This window comes from Pedobacter albus (assembly GCF_036324255.1).
GTDB classification, from domain to species: domain Bacteria; phylum Bacteroidota; class Bacteroidia; order Sphingobacteriales; family Sphingobacteriaceae; genus Pedobacter; species Pedobacter albus.
In genome coordinates this window covers 1,557,480-1,574,293 of the sequence record NZ_JAZDQT010000001.1, presented here as the reverse complement: position 1 = coordinate 1,574,293, position 16,814 = coordinate 1,557,480, and the positions used below count along the sequence as shown (strand labels likewise).

Annotated in this window: 17 protein-coding genes; 10 read left to right on the top strand and 7 right to left on the bottom strand. The window is 44.5% G+C overall.

All coding sequences use genetic code 11. The features are described 5' to 3' along the window. Window positions 1-20: 20 nt before the first annotated feature. A complete protein-coding gene (locus VRU48_RS06570) occupies window positions 21-989 on the bottom strand; it encodes a GlxA family transcriptional regulator (RefSeq protein ID WP_330107122.1) in 969 nt (322 codons plus the stop codon). A 124-nt stretch (window positions 990-1,113) separates the two neighbouring features. Here VRU48_RS06570 and VRU48_RS06565 point away from each other — a divergent pair, with 124 nt between their 5' ends. The 7 genes from VRU48_RS06565 to VRU48_RS06535 all read left to right on the top strand — a co-directional run bounded on the left by VRU48_RS06565 (window position 1,114) and on the right by VRU48_RS06535 (window position 5,012). Beyond that, window positions 1,114-1,614: a DinB family protein gene (locus tag VRU48_RS06565; protein WP_330107121.1), complete on the top strand. Its 501-nt coding sequence runs from the start codon at window positions 1,114-1,116 to the stop codon at window positions 1,612-1,614. A gap of 12 nt (window positions 1,615-1,626) precedes the next feature. Continuing rightward, window positions 1,627-2,139 (top strand): DinB family protein, encoded by a 513-nt coding sequence (locus tag VRU48_RS06560; protein WP_330107120.1) that lies wholly within the window; start codon window positions 1,627-1,629, stop codon window positions 2,137-2,139. A gap of 97 nt (window positions 2,140-2,236) precedes the next feature. Then, complete coding sequence (locus tag VRU48_RS06555; RefSeq protein WP_330107119.1) at window positions 2,237-2,662, top strand: VOC family protein; 426 nt, start codon at window positions 2,237-2,239, stop codon at window positions 2,660-2,662. Window positions 2,663-2,666: 4 nt separating this feature from the next. Further along, the gene (locus VRU48_RS06550) at window positions 2,667-3,059 is read left to right on the top strand and encodes a DoxX family protein (RefSeq protein ID WP_330107118.1); all 393 of its coding nucleotides are present in this window, start codon (window positions 2,667-2,669) and stop codon (window positions 3,057-3,059) included. Window positions 3,060-3,136: 77 nt separating this feature from the next. Continuing rightward, on the top strand, window positions 3,137-3,391 hold the full coding sequence (locus VRU48_RS06545; RefSeq protein ID WP_330107117.1) for a hypothetical protein: 255 nt from the start codon (window positions 3,137-3,139) through the stop codon (window positions 3,389-3,391). Between the two features lie 140 nt (window positions 3,392-3,531). Continuing rightward, a complete protein-coding gene (locus tag VRU48_RS06540) occupies window positions 3,532-3,966 on the top strand; it encodes a DUF2147 domain-containing protein (RefSeq protein ID WP_330107116.1) in 435 nt (144 codons plus the stop codon). A gap of 26 nt (window positions 3,967-3,992) precedes the next feature. Continuing rightward, entirely contained in the window at window positions 3,993-5,012 is a 1,020-nt protein-coding gene (locus VRU48_RS06535) for a WD40/YVTN/BNR-like repeat-containing protein (RefSeq protein WP_330107115.1), read from the top strand. A 151-nt stretch (window positions 5,013-5,163) separates the two neighbouring features. Here the strand turns inward: VRU48_RS06535 and VRU48_RS06530 are convergent, their stop codons facing one another. The 6 genes from VRU48_RS06530 to VRU48_RS06505 all read right to left on the bottom strand — a co-directional run bounded on the left by VRU48_RS06530 (window position 5,164) and on the right by VRU48_RS06505 (window position 11,230). Further along, window positions 5,164-7,014, bottom strand: a complete 1,851-nt coding sequence (locus VRU48_RS06530) for a carboxypeptidase-like regulatory domain-containing protein (RefSeq protein WP_330107114.1) — start codon at window positions 7,012-7,014, stop codon at window positions 5,164-5,166. Between the two features lies 1 nt (window position 7,015). After that, entirely contained in the window at window positions 7,016-7,975 is a 960-nt protein-coding gene (locus VRU48_RS06525; protein WP_330107113.1) for a FecR domain-containing protein, read from the bottom strand. After that, entirely contained in the window at window positions 7,972-8,544 is a 573-nt protein-coding gene (locus VRU48_RS06520; protein WP_330107112.1) for an RNA polymerase sigma-70 factor, read from the bottom strand. The genes VRU48_RS06525 and VRU48_RS06520 overlap by 4 nt, the downstream gene beginning before the upstream one ends. Before the next feature lie 44 nt (window positions 8,545-8,588). Next, window positions 8,589-9,395: an SDR family NAD(P)-dependent oxidoreductase gene (locus VRU48_RS06515; protein WP_330107111.1), complete on the bottom strand. Its 807-nt coding sequence runs from the start codon at window positions 9,393-9,395 to the stop codon at window positions 8,589-8,591. Continuing rightward, on the bottom strand, window positions 9,392-10,384 hold the full coding sequence (locus VRU48_RS06510) for an NAD-dependent epimerase/dehydratase family protein (protein WP_330107110.1): 993 nt from the start codon (window positions 10,382-10,384) through the stop codon (window positions 9,392-9,394). Before VRU48_RS06510 ends, VRU48_RS06515 begins: the two co-directional genes overlap by 4 nt. 162 nt (window positions 10,385-10,546) lie before the next feature. Next, window positions 10,547-11,230, bottom strand: a complete 684-nt coding sequence (locus tag VRU48_RS06505; RefSeq protein WP_330107109.1) for a DUF6134 family protein — start codon at window positions 11,228-11,230, stop codon at window positions 10,547-10,549. A 393-nt stretch (window positions 11,231-11,623) separates the two neighbouring features. Here VRU48_RS06505 and VRU48_RS06500 point away from each other — a divergent pair, with 393 nt between their 5' ends. The 3 genes from VRU48_RS06500 to VRU48_RS06490 all read left to right on the top strand — a co-directional run bounded on the left by VRU48_RS06500 (window position 11,624) and on the right by VRU48_RS06490 (window position 16,735). Next, window positions 11,624-12,208, top strand: a complete 585-nt coding sequence (locus VRU48_RS06500) for a TetR/AcrR family transcriptional regulator (protein ID WP_330107108.1) — start codon at window positions 11,624-11,626, stop codon at window positions 12,206-12,208. Between the two features lie 138 nt (window positions 12,209-12,346). Continuing rightward, window positions 12,347-13,516: an efflux RND transporter periplasmic adaptor subunit gene (locus VRU48_RS06495; RefSeq protein ID WP_330107107.1), complete on the top strand. Its 1,170-nt coding sequence runs from the start codon at window positions 12,347-12,349 to the stop codon at window positions 13,514-13,516. Window positions 13,517-13,558: 42 nt separating this feature from the next. Further along, the gene (locus VRU48_RS06490) at window positions 13,559-16,735 is read left to right on the top strand and encodes an efflux RND transporter permease subunit (RefSeq protein ID WP_330107106.1); all 3,177 of its coding nucleotides are present in this window, start codon (window positions 13,559-13,561) and stop codon (window positions 16,733-16,735) included. The last annotated feature ends 79 nt before the right edge of the window (window positions 16,736-16,814 follow it).

Here is a 16,814-nt window from a genome sequence, read left to right as displayed (position 1 = left end):
TTAAAGCTTCGCAAGGCTTGTTACCTCACCTGAAACTTCTCCCGATACTGCGAAGGTGTCATACCCACACTTTTCTTAAACACTTTTCTAAAAGCCTTGGGGTCGCTGTAGCCCGAGTTGAAAATAATTTCAGACATTTGCTGACCGGTTTTAGTCAATAGTTTTTTGGCTGCTTCGATGCGGGTTTGTTGCAGGTACTCGATCGGGGTAATGCCCGTAATCTGTTTAAAGCGCCTTACAATGTTGCGCCGGCTTGAGGGAATATCCTTAATCAGTTCTTCAATGGTGGCCGCATCTTGGTAATTGCTTTCTATTTTGGCCTGTGCCGAGGCCACTAAATCGTCGTTGTGGTCTTTAGAAGGCTGGAAAGTGCTAAAATACGACTGTTTATCCCTGTCCATGTCAATGGCAAAAACCTTGGCAATCTTGATGGCCATTTCCTTGCCACAATATTCGTGCACCAAGTGCAGCAACAGGTGGAACGAAGAAGTAGCGCCACCACTGGTGTACAAACGGCCATCTTGCGTTACGGTTTTATCGGCCTTGAGCTTGACCGATGGAAAGGCCTGTGCGAAACCATTGCTGGCATCTACGTGCGTGGTGGCAATTTTTCCGTTCAGCAAACCGCTGGCGCCCAATAAAAAGGCTCCGGTGCAGAAAGTGCCTACGCAGGCTCCGGAGTTATATTGCTTGATCAAATGTGGGATACAGGCATAATTGGCTTGCAGGGTTTCGGCCATGTTGTCTGAAGTAAAAGCCGGAATGAGGATGATTTCCATGATTTCGGCTTCTTTAATGCTCTGCAAAGCATAACCAAAAGCTTCTTTTTGCGTGGCCAAAGTCTCTTCGGAAGTCAATATGTTGATGCGAAAGGGCAGGGGCAGTCCATCTGCCTCATAAAATTTGTTGACGGTTTCAAAAACCTCTAAAATGGCCGCAATACTTAATAATTTATAGCTTTTGCTTAACAGCACGCCGATTTGTCGCATGATAGGGATAGGGTTGTTGCAGAACTAAGGTAGCAAAAATGTCTCAAATCCCCCCTAAGGTTGACTTTTTTAGCAGTCCATATCCAGTTAAACATGGCTTAACTTAGCATAAACAAAAAACAATATGGAAACTCAACCTAAAAGTAACCGCATGTTTGCCATCGTTGTATTGTACGACATGCAAAGCACTTATTTTAATAACGTATTGGATGGCATTGCCGATGCCGACGCCCATAAACGCTTAGATACCAAGGCTAACCACATTGCCTGGCTGGCTGGCAGCATGCTCGAAGGCCGTTTCGAATTGGCTAACTGGTTTGGCCTCGACCAAAAAGCTCAATCGCATGAGTTGTTTAAGCATAACAAAGGCATTCAGGACGATGTACAATATCCGTCGCTCGAAAGCTATAAAAAGGATTGGGCGCAAATTTCGCCGATTTTGAGGGAAAAACTGATGCAGGCCAGTGATGCCGAACTCGGCAAAATCCTCGATTTCCCGGAAATGAACATGAGCTTTCCTTTGTACGATATGGTAACGTTCAATACCTACCGCGAAGCCAACTGTATCGGACAGATCGCTCTATGGCGTCGCCTGCTTAATTATCCGGCAATGAAATACATGTAAAATTTAAAGACTATGACAACGCAAACAACCTTGCAACAAGAACTGGATCAGGCTTTTGCCAATTGGACAAAGGCCGCACAACAATTTGGTAGCGAACAATATAACCTGGTTCCTTTCGAAGGCAGCTGGACGCCCGGACAAATCGTACAGCATCTTACCCAAGCCAATGGTGGATTTGCCGATATGCTTTACGGCGAAACGAAGCAAACCGAAAGGCCAGCCGATCAGCATGTTGGTCTGCTCAAAGACATCATGCTCAACTTCGATGCGAAGATGGAAGCACCAGATTTTGTACACCCCGAAATGAAAGATTATGAAAAGGAACCTCATTTGGCCAAAATCAAAGCCATCAACGCAACCTTAACAAAGGCTATAGCCGATCTGGACCTTAGTGCCACTTGCCTGGGTTTCGAACTGCCTGGCATTGGTTATGTAACTCGCCTTGAAGCCCTCCATTTTGTGATGCTCCATACCATAAGGCATACTAGTCAGCTAAATAAGGCTTATCAGCAATTGGCTAATTGATAGACGATAGTAAATAGACCATAGCCTATAGTCCATGGACTATCCATGGACCATAGGCTATAAACCACTTAAAACAAACAATAAATAATCAAATAAGATGGCAACATTAAACACTTACTTAAACTTTAACGGCAATACCGAAGAAGTATTCAATTTTTACAAATCAGTATTTGGAGGCGAATTTGCTGCATTGATGCGCTTCAAAGACACACCTGGATGCGAAGGCATGACCAAAGAAGATCAGGAAGGCATTATGCACGTGGCACTTCCAATCGGTCCAACCAGCATTTTAATGGGTACTGATATCCCAAGCAATATGGTGCAGGTAAAACCGGGTAACAATATGTCTATTTCTATTGGCGCTGAAAATGAAGCCGAGGCAGATAAGCTTTTCAATGGCTTGGCTGAAGGTGGACAAATCATTATGCCTTTGCAAAAAATGTTCTGGAATGCCTACTATGGCCAGCTTACCGATAAATTTGGTATCCAATGGATGGTGAACTACGATTATAACCAAAAATAAGGCAATGGAAAATCAGACGAAGAGATCGAACAAGACTGCGAAAATAGTTTTCTGGGTTTCAACAGGCTTGCTGGCCTTGTTTATTTTGCCGGGTATATTTTTTATGAACAGTCCCGAAGCGGTAGAAGGCACCAAACATTTGGGCATTCCCACCTGGCTGGCTATGGAAATAGGCATTGGCCATTTTATTGGCGGACTGATTTTGATCTTGCCATTTTTTGGCAAGCGCATCAAAGAATGGGCTTATGTAGGCTGTGGCATCAAATATCTTTCGGCTTTAATTGGCCACTTGGCAGTGGATGGGGTAACACCGATGAGCTTTTCGCCGCTGATTGTATTTGCGGTATTGCTCACTTCTTACATCAGTTATCATAAAATGATCAAGGCCGAAAAATAAGGCGCCTATGCCCAGCATCAGGGCGGGAAAGAAGGTGTGGTGGACGAGAAAATAGATAAGCTCATGTTAAAATACCTATGGTAGAAGTTTTTAAAACAAACGTAGCCCATGGCGATGATGCCAAAAACATCGTCGATCAGATACACCAGAACTTTAGCGAGTATCAGGCCAACTTCGATTTAGAAGATTGCGACCTGATTCTTCGCATTCAATGCCCCAATGGCGTGGTTTGTCCCCATTCGATCATCAAACTGCTCTTGGTAAACGGTTTTGAGGCCAGCGTACTCCCCGACGATTTTCAGCCCCTGGCCACCTTGTTTACCCGACCTTAATAGGCGCAAGAGGTTTCTCAACTGATGTGTTTTGAGCCCTGGCTTAAAGAAGTTTGAATGTAAAATTAGCTTGGCGCTGGTGTAGCCAAGTTTTATTTTCCATTCCTAATCGCTAAATTAGCCTAGCTAAAGCACATATTATGGTTAAGAAACTATCCTTTTTGTTTATACTAGCGCTCTGCACTCTTTCTGTTTTTGCTCAAAAGAATGACGATATTCTCGGCAAATGGATCAACCCCTCTGGCGAAGGCCAAATAGAAATCTATAAAAAAGGGGACAAATATTTTGGCAAACTGGCCTGGATCAAAGAGCCTAACGACGAAAACGGTAAGCCAAAAACCGATGTCAAAAATCCGAATGCAAGCCTCAGAACCAAGCCTTTATTGGGATTGGAAATTCTGAAGGATTTTGTTTTTGAAGATAAAAAATGGACCGACGGTAGCATCTACGATCCGAAAACCGGCAAGACCTATAGCTGCAATATCACTTTAAAAGAAAACGGTCAGCTCAACATCAGAGGCTATATTGGCATTTCGCTAATTGGTAGATCTGAAAGCTGGAAAAGAGTAAAATAGGCTAAAACGTCCTCAAAATCCCTGTTATGTACAAAAAACTCCTTTTTGTTTTTTTGCTTTGCCCTTTTTTAGGCCTAGCCCAAAACTATACTTTAAAGCAACTGGCAAGCGGCAAAAATACCAGCATGCGTGGCCTTTCGGTGCTTAGCGATTCGATAGCTTGGGTAAGCGGCAGCAACGGCTATGTAGGCAAAACCCTGAATGGTGGCAAAACATGGGAGTGGACCCAGCCCAAAGGCTATGAAAAGCTTGATTTTAGGGATATTGAGGCTTTCGACAAATTAAAGGCTATTATCGTAAATGCAGGTTCGCCAGCTTATGTACTGTCGACTATTGACGGAGGCAAAACTTGGCGCGAGGTTTATAAAAATACCGATTCGGCCATATTTTTAGACGGAATGGGTTTTTGGGATGCACAGCAAGGCATCATCTTCGGCGATCCGATCAAAAACAAAATGCAGTTGCTCAAAACCGTTGATGGCGGCTTGACTTGGCAGGATATTTCGGCCCAGTTAAAAAAAGATCTCAAAGTAGGCGAAGCTGGATTTGCTGCAAGCGGTACCACCATCAGAACGGCACCCGATGGCAAAGTATGGATAGCTACCGGAGGCTCAACTTCCAACATCTACTATTCGCCCAACTATGGCCATCGCTGGAAAGTTTATCAATGTCCCATTATCCAGGGCGAAAATAGCACTGGGCCATTTTCTATTGCCTTTTTTAACGATAGAAAGGGGATTGTAGTTGGGGGCAACTATCTTAAAGACAAGGAAAACACCAACAATGTACTCCTCACCAAAAATGGTGGCAAAAGCTGGTCTAAGCCAGAAAAGCCAGTGTTGGGTTATCGCTCGGCAGTTGAATATGTAAACGAGCAACTTTGTTTCGCCACAGGTTCATCAGGTACCGATGTATCGACAGATGGAGGCAAAACCTGGACCAATATCTCTACCCAAAACTTTAATGCCCTGCAAAAAGCTAAAAAAGGAAGCTTGGTGTTGCTAACGGGTAACCGCGGACAGATTTATCAGCTAGTTTATAAGTAGCTGATAGCCCAAGATTAAATAAATTTTTTCTCCTTTTGCTTTTGCTGGTGTTCTTCACCAAGAACTCGAACTGCAATCTCATATCTTTTGCCTATTTCTTTCGCAACGTATTTTAGATACACTTGCGACATTTCTTAAACTTTGCAAGTCTTTAAAACAACGTTACCCCAAAATTCCAGCCAGCCCAGCTACGCAGTTTATGGCCTGTTGCAGGAGGCTTTAAAAATTCGTAGCCCTCAAAAGGAACCAATTGCTTTGAGTAGTAAACGTTAAAAGCTGGTCCGGCACTAATGGCCAGCCAAGAATTGATCTGATAGTTCAAGTTGAGGTCGGCACGGTTCAAGAGGTTGGCGTAGGTCCAATCGCCTTGATAAAGATAACTGGTGCTGAGCTCCGGATTAAGCGAAAACTGTTTGCCCAAGGCAATTTCTTTGCCCAAGCCAAAACCTAAAGCAATGAGCTTATAGGTAGGCCTCATGTTTTGTCCGTACAGCAGTTGCGTGTAAAATTTAGGGGTTCCCGTTTTCAAAGCCACATTCAAATCGATGCTTTCGTTGGTGCCGATGCTCAGTTTATGATAACCTTTGCGGATGATGTTGAGTAACCCGATGCTATAACCTGCCGAAGTATCGGCAAAATTAAAGAAACCGATTTGTAGGCCTTTCACGTTTCGGGCACTGTTGATGGCGCCGATTTGCACACCGGCTAACTGTTGGCCTGCTCTATTATAGCCGGGACCAATTTGCAAGCCCTTTACCATTTGCGCTTGGTTGATGGCTCCAGCCTGTACGCCACTAAGCTGCTGTCCTGTAAGGTTATAACCCGACCCGATTTGCAGGCCGTTGTAATTGCCTTTTACAAGGTTAAATACGCCGCCAATTTGTAATCCCCGCATCGATTGCTTGTTCTCGTTGTAGCCTACAGAAACCTGTATGCCCTTAATATCGCTGTAAACCTGGTTAAACAGGCCTCCAATCTGCCATCCATTAAATTGGCCCAACACATGGTTGTAACCTACCGAAACCTGCAGGCCTTTGAAATTTTGAAGTACATCGTTATGAAAACCGCTGATTTGCAGTCCGGTAAACGAACCGCCCACCAAATTAAATGCCCCGCCAAATTGGAAATAACGCGCATCTTTTTTGTCGATGTTGAATAACAGGCCTATTTCGGTGCCGTTAACGCCGGCATTGTAATCGCCAGTTACATTGATGGAGAATCGGTTCACTACCTGTCCGCTCAGCGAGCCGTGCGTACCCAAGCCCGGACCAATAGAAATCTGCGCGGGTGCATTGGCAATAAAACCACCAATGTTACGCGTTTGGGTACGTTGCTTTTTGGTAATGAAAGTCCGGCCCAGCAAGGTGTTTTCTACTTGGGGTAGCTCGTCGTCGGTATAAGAGCCATTGCTTTTTTTAGGGTCTTTAAAAATCACCACTTCGGGCAAAAAGTAAGACGAATTGTCTTTATAGCCCTCTTTACTCACGGTAAGGGTAATGGTGGCGTGTACATTTTTCAGCTTCAGGCTAAACAAACCGTCCTTATCGCTTAGTGTCGATTGCAACAGGTTCTTCTCGTACACGCTGGCATTGGCTATAGGCTTTCCGTTTTGTTTATCAACTATTTTTCCTCTAATCAGATATTGTTCCTGACTGCCATTAGATTCCTGTACCACCATAGTCATTTCCAGTGGCGCATAGCGTATGATGACAAAATTTGGCGTTTCGCGATACTCGTATTGGTTTTTGAGCAAGAGGTTTAGGCTTTCCTTAACATTGAGATTTTTAGAGTCGAAATCAACCAGGCTATCCAGGGGCAGGATGTTGCTGTTGTAGGAAAATTTGAATTTGCCCTGTTCTTCCAAAAGCGAAAGTACGTCTTTAAGTTTTTGCTTTTTGGCTTGAATAGTCACTGTTTTGCCCAGGTTTTGCGCACTGATATCGCTGTTGGCCAAAAACAGGAGGGAAGCGAAAAATGTAAAACACCTAAGCCATAACCGCATGCTACTTGAGTAAAATCTGGTTGCCTTTATACTCAACGCCCACTTTAAAAGTTTCGTGGATTACCGTTAAAATTTCGTTGAGCGAATCGTTGTTAAAGGTAGTACTTATTGGCAAATCTTCCAGTTTCGGATTACTGATTACAATATTGGTGTCGAATTTTTGATTCAGCACCTGTACCAGTTCGTGCAAGGGGGTTTTGTCGCAGATCAATTCGCTGCTGTAATAGTAATTGTACAGTTTGCCTCTGTTGGTTTCTTTGGCCAGTACATCGCTGTTGCTAGCTACATCAACTTTTTCGCCGGGCAAAAGGGTAATGCTTTTGTCGAGTTTGCTTACTTTTACTACTCCCGTTTCTACAATAACCTGGGTTTGGCCTTGACTGCTTTTTACATTGAACGATGTGCCCACCACTTGTACGGTAACGCCGTTGGCTTCGATGATGAAAGGCTTTTGCTGATTGGCGGCTACTTCAAAAAAAGCTTCGCCGTTGAGCTTTACCGTTCTGGTATCGCCATTAAACTTGGCCGGATAAGTGAACGACGAATGTTTGTTTAAAATAACGGTAGAGCCATCGGGCAGGTTTTGGGTGAGCACGTTAGCCTCGCTCTGCAAGCTGATGGGCTTGTTTTGGCTAAGCAGGGTATAAGCCAGCCACGAGCCTACGGCTATCATCAATACGGCGGCAATGGCCCTCGTGCGCGTAAACAGCGGTCGGGCAGGTACTTCCGCTTTTTCCCGTTCCATACGGGCGTGCAAACGCGCTAAGGCGGCATCATCTTTCTCGTCGTTGGCTGCGGGCATTTGGCTTTTTTGGATGATCAGCTTAAAATCATCCAAATATTTTTGGTTCCGAGCATCGGCCGCCAGCCATTGTTCTACTTCCTCCCATTCGGCTACAGTGGCCTCATCCAGCAAGTATTTTACCAGTAAATCATCAGTTATTGTAGCATTCCAGGTCATAGGCCTTTGGTTAAATAAATCAATAAAATGGGCAGAAAGTTGACCAGTTTTAAACGCAGCGTTTTCAGGGCCTTGCCCATCTGGTTTTCAACGGTTTTGATAGAAAGGTTCAGCTGGTCGGCTATCTGCTGGTATTTGAGCTGTTCTATCCGGCTCAGCTGAAAAATGGTACGGCATTGGCCGGGCAGTTCGTTAATGGCCAGGTAAAGCTGTTTCTCCAGCTCTTGCGCCGCCATTTCCTTAACCGGATCGCTGGTTATGCTTGCATTTTCCTGTTGATAGTTGTTAAAGGACAGCTTCACGTTTTGGTGTTTTAAATAGTTTAAACATTCGTTGTGCACGGCTCTGTACAGGAAAGACTTTAATTGTCCGTTGGCATCTAGCTGCGTTCGTTTTTCCCAGATCCTGCAAAACACATTCTGTATAAGTTCTTCGGCTTCGTCGTTGTCTTTGGTAAAAGTAAAGGCATAGCGTTGCAGCTGCTTAAAATAATTGAGGTAAGCAGTGTCAAATGCGGTTTGGCTGCCAGATTTGATGAGGCCGATTAAATGGTTGTCGTTACTTTCCAAGCTATGGGCTATTCCAATCGAAGATAAGCTTTTATTAAAAATCTTTAAGCATTAACCAAACGGGGCGTGCCCACTGTGGCCGTTAGTTTTCTTTTGATGATCAGCGCCTTGATGAAATTGGGTAGCAGTAAATCGAAAAACACCAAAAGCCTGTTGATTTGTCCGGGGATGATTTCTTTCTTGCCCTTCAGCAAACCATCGATAGCCTTTTTGGCCACTTGTTCGGGTTCTAAAATGGTGGCTTTCGAAATGCCTTTTAGCGCATGGTTCAGTACCAGCAGTTCGGGTTTGGTATTGATTCCCCCAGGGCTCAGCAAACTCACCTTAACCAAAGAGTTGACCTGCTCCAGCTGTAGGCAACGCGTAAAATAGCTGATGAACGATTTGGTGGCACCATAAACCAGTTTCCGAGGCACTACAAATCGGCCACCTAAACTGCCCACATTTAAAATGTAAGAGGGTTGCTGTTTATTGATCTGGTCTAAAAACAGGCGCGTAAGCAATACGGTGCTGGTAATGTTCAGGTCGATTTGTTTTTTGTAGAAATCGATCTGTTTTTCCTCAAACCACGACCAATTGCCCAAGCCAGCGTTATTTATCAGAAAATCGGCCGTAATTCTTTGTTGTTGTAGGGTGTTGAATATGGTTTCGCAATTTTCGGTTTGGGTAAGGTCGAGCTCAAATTCGGTAACCTCGATATTAAAATTGATGCGGATAAAGTTAGCCAGTTGAGGCAAGCCCGAATTGGGGAGGGCAACCAGGACCAAGTTTATAGCCCTGCTGGCCAGTTCGAAGGCGAACGATTTGCCCAGTCCTTCGCTGGCTCCGGTTACAATGGCGGTTAGTTTCATGATGCGTGTTTTTGTAAGTAATGAACGGTTCTGGTTAGGGCTTCGGCAAAAGGGGTAATGTGGTAATCGAGTTGGTTGATGGCCTTTTTGCTACTGTATTTCTGGTCGTAAAGCAGGCGGTCGGCAAACTCGGGCAAAAACACCGGTGCCAGGCCGGTTAAGGTAGTTTTGAGCTGTTCGAGGTGGCTGTATAGCTTGATGACTTTTTGGGGTACCCTGAACATTTTTTGATGATGGCCCGAAATGGCTCCCAGGATGGCAAAAAACTGATTGAAACTGATGTCTTCGCCCCCTAAAATGTAGCGCTGTCCGGTTTCGCCGTTTTGCATGGCTGCGATATGCCCGTTTACCACATCGTCTAAAAAGGCGTAGTTGGCCACATTGTTGCCGTTGCCCGGAATGATGCGCCATTTGCCCTTTAAATAACCGTTAACCATTTTGCTGACGGTGTTGCTGTCGGTAATCGGACCTTCGCCAAAAACCCGCGAGGGGTTAACGGTAACTACATCCAATCCTTTTTTTACAAAGCTGTTTACTTCCAATTCGGCCAGGTACTTGGTGCGTTCGTAGTCGATAGGGAAACCCATGATGCGCGGATCGTTCTCGGTCATGGGGTGGCGCAACGTTGGTCCCCAAACCCCACAGGTTGAGGTATAAACCACTTTTTTTACGCCCTGATTGACTGCCGTTTGCAACACGTTTTGAGTGCCGATTACATTGACGTTATAAAAATCGTCTTTGTTTTTGCACCACATTTTGGCCATGGCCGCGGTATGGTAAACCTGTTGGCAACCAGTCATTGCTATTTCCAAGCTTTTGATGTCGAGGATGTCGCCCTCGAAAAAGCTGATGTTTTCGTGTTTGAGCAGGTAGGGGTGCGCCGTATTCCGGCAAAGCGCATGCACCTTGAAGCCCATTTCGGCCAAATCGAAGCATAATTTTCGACCAATAAAACCAGAAGCACCGCTTACAAATATTTTAGTTTCCATGTTGTTGTTAATTTTGAATTAGTGAATTAATGAATGATTGAATGGGTTGGAGTTCTCGATTCATTTTCATCATTCTCTAATTCAGTCATTCTCTCATTCTTTCATTCAATCATTCTCTCCTTCAATCATTCTTTCACTTTCTCATTCAATCATTAATCATCCCTAAACCAGTTCCATGGTAATGGTGTACAGCGAGTGGTGTACCTCTACCGTTTTGCAGATTCCGTTTTGGAAATAATAGGTGTTGTAATTGCCATCGGGCAGATCGATGCGGTAATTGTTCATCCCGATTTTCTTGATGGCCAGCATCTGCTGGAAATTATCCGAGTAAACCTGCGAAATATGGATAGGTTCCTGGCAATACAGCAACATCATGTTGTAATTGATGTTCGAATTGAACAAACTGCTTTTGTTGCCGGCTAAAAGCTGGTAGTTTTGTTGCAACAGCTTGGTTTGTCGGTTTTCCTTTTCCTTGCCGTTTACCTTGCGATAAACGCTCGAGTATTGGAGCTGGCCGTTTTTAAAAAGCGATTCGTCGGCGGTTTGCACATTGATTTCAAAAACGAAACGGGTCTTCACTTTAGAACTCATCTTTAAAAAGGTTTCGGCACCATTTTGTTTTTGTTGCAATTGCATCTGTCCGATGACGGTTCCGTTGCGCTTAATTTGATAGGTAGCCGTCTTTTCTTCGGCACGCGCCAATAGGCTGGAAGCAACGAAAAGCACAAGGATGGTTTTCTTTTTGGTGAACCTGAGCAGGTTACCGGTGCTCAGTTGCAGGTACAGTTGATGGAAGGTTGGCCGTGCATATCTTTTGAACAACCAAAATAAAAGTGCAGGTATCATAAGCTAATTTTTTGTGGTGTGTTAAATGCGGTTTTATAGTAATACAACTCACCTTGCTTTTACCCCTATGCCTTTTTAAAATATTTGTTCATTAGTTCATGGGCTCATTTGTTCATTGGTTCACTGGGTACTACCAACTGCTAATTGAGAATTGAAAACTACACTTGCGAAGTTTAACTTTTAGTTATTTTGGTTTCAATGGTAAAGTTGAGGGCTACGCCGTTTCAAAACTTCGCAAGTGTTCTTCGCAATAACTGCCAACTGTGAACTGCAAATTGAAAACTTCGCAAGTGTTTGCCAAGTGTCATAAATCGGCTACTTTTTTGATAGGAAATAGGCAGGTTAAAATAGATGTCTACATTTGTTTAACAAAAATGTTAAACACAATTGTAAATGGCGCAGCGAGATACGGGAACTGAACAGCACATTAAAGATACCGCCAAACGGATCTTTTTTTCTGAGGGAAAATTACATGCTACAACACAGGATATTGCGGATGCAGCTGGTGTTAACCGCACCTTGTTAAACTACTATTTTAGAACAAGGGATATTTTATTTGAACAGGTGGCTACAGAGGCACGCGCCGAAATGTCGAAAGAAATGGACGGCGTGTTTGCTTCGCAACTCGAGTTTAAGGATAAGCTCGAAAAACTGATCAATGTATTTATGGATCAGGCCATGCAATATCCCTACCGGGAAATGTATATCATCACCGACTTGAACCGCAACGACCGTCAGGTGCCGGAGGAGAAGAAAACCAGGGTGAATGCGTTTCTAAAAGAGATCAGCGAAGAAATGGACAAAGGGAAGATCAAGCGGATGGATCCCCGTCATTTTTGCATGAATTTGTTCGCCCTGATGGCTTATCCGTTGATTAATAACTGCTTAAACAAATCACTATATAACATTAACGATGCCGAATACCTCCAGCTCATGAAAGAGCGTAAAAAGCTCATTTTTGAAATGGTTTATCAATAAAATCAACATGAACCCGGCATGATTGAAACAATTGTTAGGCAAACCGTGTAATAATTATTTTAATCATCAAAGGCTCCATCTGATCATTAAAAACGAGAAAATAAACAGACGAAACACAAAAGCAAACCCCATATTAATATGAAAACAACAATTCGATTATCGCTTATTTTATTCCTGGGAACCGTACTTGCTTCTTGCGGTGGTAAAGACGATAAGGCGGCAAAGGCAGCGGCAGCAGCCGGACAGCCGCAAGCCTATCCGGTTTTTGCCGTGAGCACCCAAGCTACCACCCTGGATCAAGATTATCCGGCTACCATCGAAGGTATCCAGGACATAGACATCAGGCCAAAAGTTGACGGATTTATCGAGAAAATCTACGTTGACGAGGGCGCTGTGGTGAAGAAGGGACAATTGCTTTTTACCATCAATGCACCTCAATACGAACAACAGGTAAGAACCGCAACGGCGGCTATCAGCAGTGCCGAAGCCAATGTAAACGCGGCGCAGCTACAGGTGAATAAAACCAAGCCATTGGTTGATAAGGATATCATCAGCAAATATGAGCTTGAAGCAGCTCAATTAACTTTGCAGACCAGAAAAGCAGCATTGGCTCAGGCAAAGGCTGATTTGGTCAATGCCAAAACCAATTTGGGCTATACTTCAATCACCAGCCCGGTTGATGGCGTAGTGGGCAGCCTGCCTTACAAAACCGGTACTTTGGTAAGCAGCACCAGCGCACAGCCTTTAACCACGGTTTCTAATATTTCGAAGGTTTATGCCTACTTCTCGCTTAATGAAAAGCAACTGCTCGATTTTTCTAATACCTACAAGGGCAAAACCTTGGCCGAGCAGATGAAGAATATTCCGGCAGTGAGCCTGGTTTTGGCCGATGGCAGCATCTATGCACAAAATGGCAAGATCGAATCGATTAACGGCCAGATTAACACCAGCACAGGTTCGGCCAGCTTAAGGGCAACTTTCCCTAATCCGGTATCGTTGTTAAAAAGTGGCGCCAGTGCTTCGGTACGCATTCCGCAACACCTGGAAAACGTTATCCTGATCCCTCAAAAATCGACTACCGATTTGCAAGGAAAGAAATTTGTATACGTTCTGGGCGATTCGGCTAAAGTGGTTAGCACCGAAATTCAAGTAATGGAATTGACAAAAGGCAATTTCTACGTGGTAACCAAGGGCTTAAAGGCAGGCGATAAAATCGTATTGGAAGGTTTCCAGTCGCTTAAAGATGGAACGGCCATCAAGCCAGAAGAACTGAATGCAGATTCAGTACTTGCCGAAGTAAAAAAATAAGATTCATTTAAATACTGGCTTGGTCCAGCAGCATTAGAATTTATGTTTAAAAAATTTATAGAGAGACCGGTACTATCAACGGTTATATCCATCATCATCGTTATATTGGGTATTTTGGGCTTGATTACCCTGCCTGTATCCCAATATCCCGAAATTGCGCCACCAACCGTTCAGGTTTCCGCCTCGTACCAAGGTGCCAATGCCGATGTAGTTATGAATAGCGTGGTTGTTCCGCTCGAAGAACAAATCAACGGGGTGGAAGACATGACTTACATGACTTCTAGCGCCGGCAACGACGGTACGGCAACCATTACCGTTAACTTTAAACTGGGTACCAACCCCGATCTGGCTGCGGTAAACGTACAGAACAGGGTAGCGCGTGCCACTAGCTTATTGCCTGCAGAGGTTACCCGATCGGGCGTAATTACGGCCAAAAGACAGGCCAGTAACGTATTGATTTTTGGTATTTATAGCGACGATCCTTCGTACGACCAAAAATTCTTGCAGAACTATGCCAACATCAACATCATCCCACAAATTAAGCGTATTAATGGGGTGGGCGATGCGAGTGCTTTTGGTTTGATGGACTACACCATGCGTATTTGGCTAAAGCCCGATGTAATGGCTACCTATGGTTTGGTACCTAACGATATTAGCGTGGCCTTGGCCGAGCAGAACATCGAAGCGGCGCCGGGTCAGTTTGGCGAGCAGGGCAACCAGGCTTTCCAGTATATTTTAAAATACACCGGCAGGCTTAAAAACGAAACCGAGTTCGGCAATATCATCATCAGAACCGGTTCTAGTGGCGAAGTGTTGCGCCTGAAAGATATTGCCCGCATCGAAATGGGTGCACAAAGCTACAGCAGTTCGGTAAAATTCGACGGTAAGCAGGCTTTGGGTATCGCCATTAACCAAACGGCAGGCTCAAATGCAAAAGAGGTAATCGAAAACTCGATCAAAACTTTGGATCTGGCTTCGAAATCTTTCCCTAAAGGTGTGCACTATCAGGCATTGGTCAACGTAAACGATTTCTTGGATGCCTCTATCGAAAAGGTATTGCATACTTTGGTGGAAGCCTTTATTCTGGTGTTTATCGTAGTATTTATCTTCTTGCAGGATTTCCGTTCTACCTTAATTCCGGCCATCAGTGTGCCGGTAGCCATTATCGGTACTTTCTTTTTCCTGAGCCTCTTTGGCTTTACCATCAACTTGTTAACCCTTTTTGCCTTGGTATTGGCTATCGGTATTGTGGTGGATGATGCCATTGTGGTGGTAGAGGCGGTGCATGCCAAGCTCGATCATGGCTATAAATCGGCCAAACAGGCAACTATAGATGCCATGGACGACATTAGCGGTGCCATTGTTTCGATTACCTTGGTTATGGCGGCCGTATTTATTCCGGTAAGTTTTATCCAAGGCTCATCGGGTGTGTTTTACAAGCAGTTCGGTTTAACCTTGGCCATTTCCATTATCCTTTCGGCTATTAACGCTTTAACGTTAAGTCCGGCGCTTTGTGCCTTGTTCCTAAAACCGCACAAGGAAGAACACGAAAAATCGAAAAGCTTTTTGCAACGCTTTTATGCAGGCTTTAATGCCGGTTTCGACAGCATGACGGCCCGCTATAAACGTGCGGTGAACTTCTTGTCGCATGCCAAATGGATAGCCGGTTTGGGTATTGCCATTTTTGCGGCGGTGCTGATTTACCTCATGAATACCACGCCAAAGGGATTTGTACCCAACGAGGATTTGGGAACGGTGTTTTCTGATATTTCCCTGCCTCCATCAACTTCGCAGGAAGCCACCAATGTGGTGATTACGCAAATAGACAGCATTGTAAAAACCATTCCCGAAATCAAACACTCGTTCAGGGTAGTGGGCCGAAGTCTGATCAGCGGTACCGGTAGTTCTTACGGGATGGTAATTGCCCGTTTGGCGCCTTGGGATGAGCGTAAGCGCGATGTGAAGGCCATTATTGGCGAACTGTTTGCCAAAACAGCTCGCATTAAAGGCGCAAAGATTATTTTCTTCGCCCCACCAACCATCCAAGGTTTTGGTACCAGTGGTGGTTTCGAATTCCAATTGCAGGACAAAACCGGTGGCGACCTCAAAAAATTCAATGAAATAGGACAAGGTTTCTTGGCTGCATTGGGCAAACGACCAGAAATACAATATGCGGCTACTTCGTTTAATCCTAATTTCCCTCAATACCAAATCAATGTAAACGTGGCCAAGGTAAAACAGGCCGGTTTAACCGTAAGTGATGTTTTAGGCGTATTGCAAGGTTATTATGGTGGGGTTTATGCCTCTAACTTCAACAAGTTTGGCAAGCAGTTTAGGGTAATGTACCAAGCTGAACCGCAATACCGTGCCAACCAGCAAAGCCTCAACAATATCTATGTACGCAATTCGGGTGGCAAAATGGCTCCGGTTAGCGAGTTCATTACTTTAGAGAAAGTTTATGGTCCACAAGCCATTTCGCGTTTCAACTTGTTTACCTCTATTTCGGTAACAGGTGCGCCAAACCCTGGCTTTAGCTCGGGCGATGCCTTGAAAGCGGTACAGGAAGAAGCGGCCATCCACCTGCCAACAGGTTATGGTTACGAGTTTTCGGGTCTTTCTCGCGAAGAGGTGAGCAGCGGCAGCCAAACCGTGTTTATCTTCCTGCTTTGCGTAATATTTGTGTATTTCTTGCTTTGTGCGCAATACGAGAGCTATATTTTGCCTTTGGCGGTATTGATTTCCTTGCCGATTGGTTTGGCTGGTGTATTCATCTTCGATAAAATCTTCGGCATCGATAACAACATCTATACCCAAATTACCCTCATCATGTTGGTGGGTTTATTGGCCAAAAATGCCATCCTGATTGTAGAGTACGCGGTTGACAGAAGGCGCAAGGGCATGAGCATTGTGAGTGCAGCCATTGATGGAGCCACGGCGCGTCTGCGTCCAATTTTGATGACTTCGTTTGCCTTTATTCTAGGGTTGTTGCCATTGATGATTTCTACGGGTGTAGGCGCAGCAGGTAACAAGTCTATCGGTACAGGTGCCGTAGGCGGGATGTTGATCGGTACCATTTTCGGGATTTTCGTAATTCCGGCCTTGTTTATCGTTTTCCAAACCCTGCAAGAGAAAGTAAGCAGCAAATCGCCATTTGAGGAAGGCTACGATGCGGAACAGGCTTCGTTGGAGTTTCCAGAAGTTGATACCCGCGAACATTAATAGAATGATTGAATGAGAGAAGGAAGAAATGATGGAATGCCAGAATGAAGGAATGACAGAATGATAAAAAATTTATTCA